A 6,635-nucleotide genomic window follows, 5' to 3' on the forward strand; every position below is an offset into this window, starting at 1 on the left:
GCCAAAGCCTTCACCCGATTGCGCTAGGCTGTACCCCTGCCCACAGCCGGGAGAACCCTCGGTGAAACTGATTCTGGCGCTCTCCGTCCTGGCCGCACTCACGGCCACCTCCGCCAACGCAGCAGACACGCTGTATTCCGGTGGACCCATCGTCACCGTGGATGACCGCCACCCCGATGTAGAAGCCATCGTCGTACGCGACGGGCGCATCGCCTTTGTCGGCACCCGCAAGGCAGCGCTCCGTTTCAGCCCACAGGCACAGCAGATCGATCTGCAGGGTCATACGCTGACGCCGGGTTTCATCGATGCCCACGGCCACGTCTCCGGTGTCGGTCTGCAGGCGCTCTCGGCCAACCTGCTGCCAGCGCCCGATGGCGAAGGCAACTCGATCCCCGCACTGCAGAAGATCATGCGAGAGTTCCGCGCGCATCCGACCACCCCCGAGGGTTACAAGGTGCTGATCGGCTTCGGCTACGACGATTCGCAGCTGGTCGAACAGCGCCATCCCACCCGTCAGGATCTGGATGCGATCGCCACTGATATACCGATCATCCTGATGCACCAGTCCGGCCATCTCGGTGCTTACAACAGCAAGGCGCTGGAAATGGCAGGCATCACCGCCGACACGCCCAACCCATCAGGTGGCGTGATCCGCCGCGAGCCCGGCAGCAATGTGCCTGACGGTGTGCTTGAAGAGAGCGCGCACAACATCGCACTGGCCAAGCTGATGCCCGCGCTGACCGCCGAACAATCCCTGGCCATGCTCGAAGCCGGCCAGGCGCTGTACATGAAATACGGCTACACCACCGCCCAGGACGGCAGGAGTGACGCCGGCACCTTGCAGCTGCTGCCGATGGCGGCCAAGGCCGGCAAGCTCAAGATCGACATGGTGTCCTACCCGGATATCGAAGTGGCCTTGCAGAACCCAGCCATGCAAGGCCCGTTCTATGGCCTGAACTACACTGATCACTACCGCATCGGCGGCGTGAAGATCAGCCTGGATGGCTCGCCGCAGGGCAAGACCGCGTGGCTGAGCAAGCCTTATTACAAGGTGCCCGATGGCGAAAAACCGGACTATGCCGGCTATCCCGCCTTTCCCACTGCCAAGGTCGATGACCTCATCACCCAGGCCTGGGGCCACGGCTGGCAGGTGCTGGCACATGCCAATGGCGATGCCGCCATCGATCAGCTGATCCATGCCGTCGCCGCCGCTGAAGCCAAGTATCCGGACAAGCATCTCGTCCCCGTGCTGATCCACGGCCAGACCCTGCGCAAGGACCAGGTCGGCGAACTGCGGCGTCTCGGCATCTTCCCTTCCCTGTTCCCGATGCACACCTATTACTGGGGCGACTGGCACCGCGATTCGGTGCTGGGCCCGGAGCGCGCCGAGAACATCTCGCCCACGCAATGGGTGCTGGATGCGGGCATGGTGTTCACCTCGCACCACGATGCGCCGGTGGTATTCCCCGATTCAATGCGGGTGCTGGATGCAACGGTCAACCGCGTGACCCGCAGCAGCCGCGTGCTGGGACCGGAGCAGCGTGTATCACCAATGATCGCGCTGAAGGCGATCACCTTGTGGGCAGCGCGCCAGTACGGCGAGGAAAGCAGCAAGGGCTCGATCGAAGTCGGCAAGCGCGCAGACCTGGTGCTGCTGTCGGACAATCCGCTGAGCATCGAGCGCACCCAATTGCACAGCATCAAGGTGCTGCAGACCATCAAGGATGGCGAAGTGGTCTACGAAGCAAAACCAAAACCGTAAGCACAGCGGGCTGTTGTAGGAGCGGCGTAAGCCGCGAAGCCACTGCAACATCCGAAGCCGATAGCGCGTTGACCGCAACGAAGTAACCGGGGCGGTCGAGGCCTATCGGCTTCGCGGCTTACGCCGCTCCTACAAGGGTCAGTTCTGCTTGAAGCCTTACCCTTACCCCAGCCCCTGCTCCGCACCCCGGCCCTTGCGCTGGCGCAAGGGCGTTCGATGGGCAGCGAACCAATGGTTCGCACGCTACCCCTCTCTCCCCGCAGGGAGAGGGGCTAGAGCTTCAGCCTGCGCAGTTCGCGCACAGGCCGTGTACTTCCAGCGTCTGTGCCTGCGGCTTGAAACCAAGTTCTTTGGCGCGGGCTTCGAGCTGGCGAACGATGTCGCGGTCTTCCAGCTCCACTGCGCTATGGCAGCGGTCGCAGATCAGGAACGGCACCGAGTGCTGGTTGCTGCTCGGGTGGTGGCAGGCAACGAACGAGTTGACCGACGACAGCTTGTGCACGAAGCCATTGGCCATCAGGAAATCCAGCGCGCGGTACACCGTGGGCGGGGCATCGGCGCCCACACCCTTGCCCTCACGCACCCATTCCAGCAGCTCGTAGGCCTTGACCGGCTTGCCAGCCTCGGCGATCAGGCGCAGCACGTTGGCGCGGATCGGGGTCAACCGCAATCCGCGCTCACGGCACACCCGTTCGACCACCGCGACAAAACCGGCCGCGTCTTCGACGTGGTGGTGCGGGGCGGTGCAGGAGTGTGCGTCGGTCATGTCTACCTCGGGGTCAGGCCGTTGGGATCTTGATGAGTGCGGCGTCGATGCGTTTCAAGGCCTCGTCGCGCCCCGCCAGATACACGGTATGGGAAATGTCAGGACTCACCTGGGTGCCGGTGATGGCCACGCGCAGCGGCTGGGCGACCTTGCCCATGCCCATTTCCAGCTGTGCGGCCACGTCATGCAACGCGACCGAAACGCCTTCGGCGGTCCATTCAGCATTGGCCAGCAGCTCGCGGGCCTTGGCCAGCGGCACGTCGGCACCGGGCTTGAAGTGCTTGGCAACCGCAGCGTCGTCGTACTCGTTCAGCGCGGTGTACCAGACCACGGCCTTCTCGGCCATTTCCTTCAGGGTCTGCACGCGCTCGCGCAGGGCAATGACCACATCGACCGGGGCCGGGCCCTTGCTGATGTCCAGACCGAGCTTTTCCAGCTGGTAGACCAAGTGCGGGACGATGGACGCCGGCGTCTCGGTCTTCAGGAAGTGCTGGTTGACCCAGCCCAGCTTGGCCATGTCCAGGCGCGCGGCCTTGGAATTGCAGTTGGTGACGTCGAACAGGTCGATCAGTTCCTGGCGGGTGAAGATCTCCTGGTCACCGTGCGACCAGCCCAGGCGGGCCAGATAGCTCAACAGCGCCTCGGGCAGGTAGCCGGCGTCCTTGTACTGCATCACGTCGGCCGCGCCGGTGCGCTTGGACAGCTTGGCGCCCTGCTCGTCCAGGATCATCGGCATATGGCCGAACTTGGGCACCGGCGCACCGATGGCCTCGTACAGGTTGATCTGGCGCGGGGTGTTGTTGATGTGGTCATCACCGCGGATGACCTCATTGATGTTCATGTCCCAATCGTCGACCACCACCGCGAAGTTGTAGGTCGGGTAACCATCCGGGCGGAAGATGACCATGTCATCCAGCTCGCTGTTGGCAATCTCGATATTGCCCTTGATCAGGTCATCGAACAGCACCGTGCCTTCAAGTGGGTTCTTGAAGCGGATGACGCGGTTCGGGTCGTCCTTGTACGGCAGGTTGAGCTCGCGGGCGGCGCCGTTGTAGCGCGGCTTTTCCTGCTTGGCCATGGCGGCTTCACGCATGGCGTCCAGCTCTTCCTTGGTCTCGTAGGCGTAATAAGCCTTGCCCGACGCGATCAGCTGCTCGGCCACTTCCTGGTAGCGGGCAACGCGCGCGGTCTGGTAGATCGGGCCCTCGTCATAGCCCAGGCCCAGCCAGTCCATCGCCTCGAGGATGGCGTCGATGGCGGCCTGGGTGGAGCGCTCGCGGTCGGTATCTTCAATGCGCAGCACGAACTCACCGCCACGGTGACGCGCCTCCAGCCAGCAATACAGCGCGGTGCGGGCGCCACCAATATGCAGGTAGCCGGTGGGACTGGGGGCAAAGCGGGTACGGACGGTCATGACGGGCGCAGAAGTGGGAATCGGGGCATTTTACCTTTTCCCCCCTGCCGGTGCTTCGAACCGACTCCAGCCCTTCGCGCACGGACCGAAAGCCGCAACAAGAGCCAGCGACCTGCAGCTATAAGCCCCTCTCCCGTTCACGGGAGAGGGGTTGGGGTGAGGGCAGCTCTGGCTCTGGCTCTGGCTCTGGCTTCGGCTCTGGCTTCGGCTTCGGCCGTTGCCGTTGCTCCAGCCTTTGATCTACCGGGCCCCTTCCGCAGCGACGGAGCTGGCAGACAAGACCCCGCACGGGGCGACGCACAGGGATGTGCGTCGTTTTTCGACGAGACAGGGATGTGCGTCGTTTTTCGACGAGACAGGGATGTCTCGTCGAAAAATCCTGCCAGCGGAGTGGACCCGCGTCGCGTAGCGGCGTGGGCGCGGAGGCAGGGTGTGCTTTCTTTGCGCCAGGTTTCTTTGCACAAGCAAAGAAAGGTGGCTCGCTCCCCGAAGGGGGGTGAAAGCTCTTGATCTTGATCTTGCTGTTGCTTACAGCAACAACCGAAGCCAAAGCCAAAGCCAAAGCTCCCCCCATCCGCCCTCCGGGCACCTTCCCCCGCGCGCGGGAGAAGGGAAGCATCGAGCATTGCTTGCTCTTTCCCAAAAGCAGAAGGGCCGCAATGCGGCCCTTCCTTCAAGCAAATCCGGCTAACTCACTTCTCCAACAACGGCTTGCGCGGGAACCGCTCCTCGCGCATCGCAGCGTTATAGACGAACGATGCCACAATCGCCGCCGCCTGCTTCAGATCCTCGGGCTCCGCGTGATCCCAGGTATCCAGATGGCTGTGATGCACATTGCTGAAGTAATCCAGACGGTCCTGGATGAACTGGAAGCCCGGCAGGCCCACCCGGTCATAACTGATGTGATCCGTGCTGCCGGTATTGCGCGTGGCCACCGTGGTCGCACCGACATCGTTGAACGGCTTCAACCACGCCTCGAAAATCGGCATCGCCGCCATGTTTTCCTGCGCATAGATGCCACGGAACCGGCCCGAACCGTTGTCCATGTTGAAGTAGACCTGGAACTTCTCGTAATCACGCAGCTTCTGCAGCGGGCCGGTCGGCTCACGCAACGATGCCGGCAGCGCCTTCTGCGTTGCATCGGTCGGCTCCGGATAACGCGCGAAATGCTGCGCCACATAGGCCTGCGAACCAACCAGACCCTGCTCCTCACCACTCCACAGAGCCACGCGGATCGTACGCTTGGGCTTTGCTCCCACCGCCTTGAGGATGCGCATCGCCTCCATCATCACCGCCACGCCGGCGGCGTTGTCGGCCGCACCGGTGCCGGTGTGCCAGGAGTCCATGTGCGCACCCAGCATCACGATCTCGTCGGCCTTGCTGCTGCCACGGATCTCGGCAAGCGTGTTGTGACCAGGCTGATTGGTCTCGTCGGTGAAACGCGCGTCCACGTTGACCCGCAGCGTCACCGTCTGCTTGTCCTTGAGCGCCCGCACCAACGGATTGAAATGCTCGGCAATCATCGCCAGCTCCGGGATGCCCACCGACTCGCCGGCCTTGCGCGAACCACCACCGGCCACGCGGATGATGCCGTTGTCCCAGCCGCTGATGCTGATCGACGCCAACGCACCTTCGTCGATGAAGAACGCATTGACCGCCTTGGTCAGTTCCTGGCGCTCGTTGAACTCCTTCAACCGCTTTGCGCGGTCCTCTTCCGCCGCCTTGGGGATGGTGAACGCCTGCAGACCTTCCAACGACGTTGCATCGTGCCGATGCGAATCGGACTCGGTGCCACGCTTGTACTCGCGCGCATCACCCAGCAGCAGGATCTTGCCGCGCAGCTTGCCCTTGTACTTCTCAAGATCGGCCAGCTTCTTGATATCGACCTGGATCAGCTCTCCTTCCACCGCACCATTGGTACCCGGCGTCCACGCCTTGGGCAAGGCATGCAGCGGCTGCACGCGCTGGCCCAGCATCTCGACGCTGGCCGAGGTGAACTCCCAGCCACGACCGAAGTCCTCGAAGGCCTCGTCATGCACATTGACCAGGCCCCACTCGTTGAACTTGCCACGGCTCCAGGCATTGGCCTGGATCATGGCCGGCGAATTGCTCAGGCGCGGGCCGATGGTTTCGGTCAGATGGCTGAAGGTATCCATCACCTGCGAACGGTGGAACGCCTCCTGGCGGATCTTGCTGACCATATCCAGATCCACCTGCTCGGCCGCCTGCGCCGTAGCGCTCACCGCCAAGCCCATGCACAACGCCAACAAACCCCGCTTGATCATGCTTTCCCCCGGCCTTAGGCCCAATGACAACAAAGCGTCGAGTCTAGCCAGTGAACAGCAGCTGCCGAGTCGGCCAATGGTCATGGTTTGGCTATACCTGGGCGATTCAGTCCAGCCGAGTCACCAGCACACGCGCCAGCGCAGGCTACAGCTCACTTTGCCGATCAAGGTCATTGGCTTTCGGAGCACATCCCGGCAGTTCTCAAGGGCCGCGCAACCCAAGTCCGTATCAGTCCACAGTCGTTGCGCTTGTTGCCGTTGCCGTTGCTGTTGCCGTTGCTTCCGCCGTTGACTTACCGGGCCCCTTCCGCAGCGACGGAGCTGGCAGACAAGACCCCGCACGGGGCGACGTGCAGGACGCACGTCGTTTTTCGACGATACATGGATGTATCGTCGAAAAATCCTGCC

The 6,635-nt window shown here is 62.9% G+C and carries 4 protein-coding genes; 1 reads left to right on the plus strand and 3 read right to left on the minus strand.

Features of this window, described 5'->3' with window-relative positions:
- Positions 1-61 precede the first annotated feature (61 nt).
- Positions 62-1,762 carry an amidohydrolase gene (locus ACVOLS_RS17785; protein ID WP_481546733.1) on the plus strand — a complete coding sequence of 567 codons (1,701 nt, stop codon included), beginning with the start codon at positions 62-64 and terminating at the stop codon, positions 1,760-1,762.
- 280 nt (positions 1,763-2,042) lie between these two features.
- Here the strand turns inward: ACVOLS_RS17785 and ACVOLS_RS17790 are convergent, their stop codons facing one another.
- The 3 genes from ACVOLS_RS17790 to ACVOLS_RS17800 form a co-directional block, all read right to left on the minus strand.
- Positions 2,043-2,528 carry a Fur family transcriptional regulator gene (locus ACVOLS_RS17790; protein WP_282266682.1) on the minus strand — a complete coding sequence of 162 codons (486 nt, stop codon included), beginning with the start codon at positions 2,526-2,528 and terminating at the stop codon, positions 2,043-2,045.
- A 13-nt stretch (positions 2,529-2,541) separates the two neighbouring features.
- Entirely contained in the window at positions 2,542-3,942 is a 1,401-nt protein-coding gene (gltX, locus tag ACVOLS_RS17795) for a glutamate--tRNA ligase (RefSeq protein WP_481546734.1), read from the minus strand.
- A gap of 692 nt (positions 3,943-4,634) precedes the next feature.
- Positions 4,635-6,227, minus strand: coding sequence for a M20/M25/M40 family metallo-hydrolase (locus ACVOLS_RS17800; RefSeq protein WP_481546735.1), 1,593 nt, complete (start codon positions 6,225-6,227; stop codon positions 4,635-4,637).
- Positions 6,228-6,635: the final 408 nt, after the last annotated feature.

It is taken from the genome of Stenotrophomonas sp. STEN038 (genome assembly GCF_056759895.1).

Coding starts and splice junctions, on each gene's coding strand:
- ACVOLS_RS17790 (WP_282266682.1), bottom strand. CDS start 2,528: ATGACCGACGCACACTCCTGCACCGCCCCGCACCACCACGTCGAAGAC.
- gltX (WP_481546734.1), bottom strand. CDS start 3,942: ATGACCGTCCGTACCCGCTTTGCCCCCAGTCCCACCGGCTACCTGCAT.
- ACVOLS_RS17800 (WP_481546735.1), bottom strand. CDS start 6,227: ATGATCAAGCGGGGTTTGTTGGCGTTGTGCATGGGCTTGGCGGTGAGC.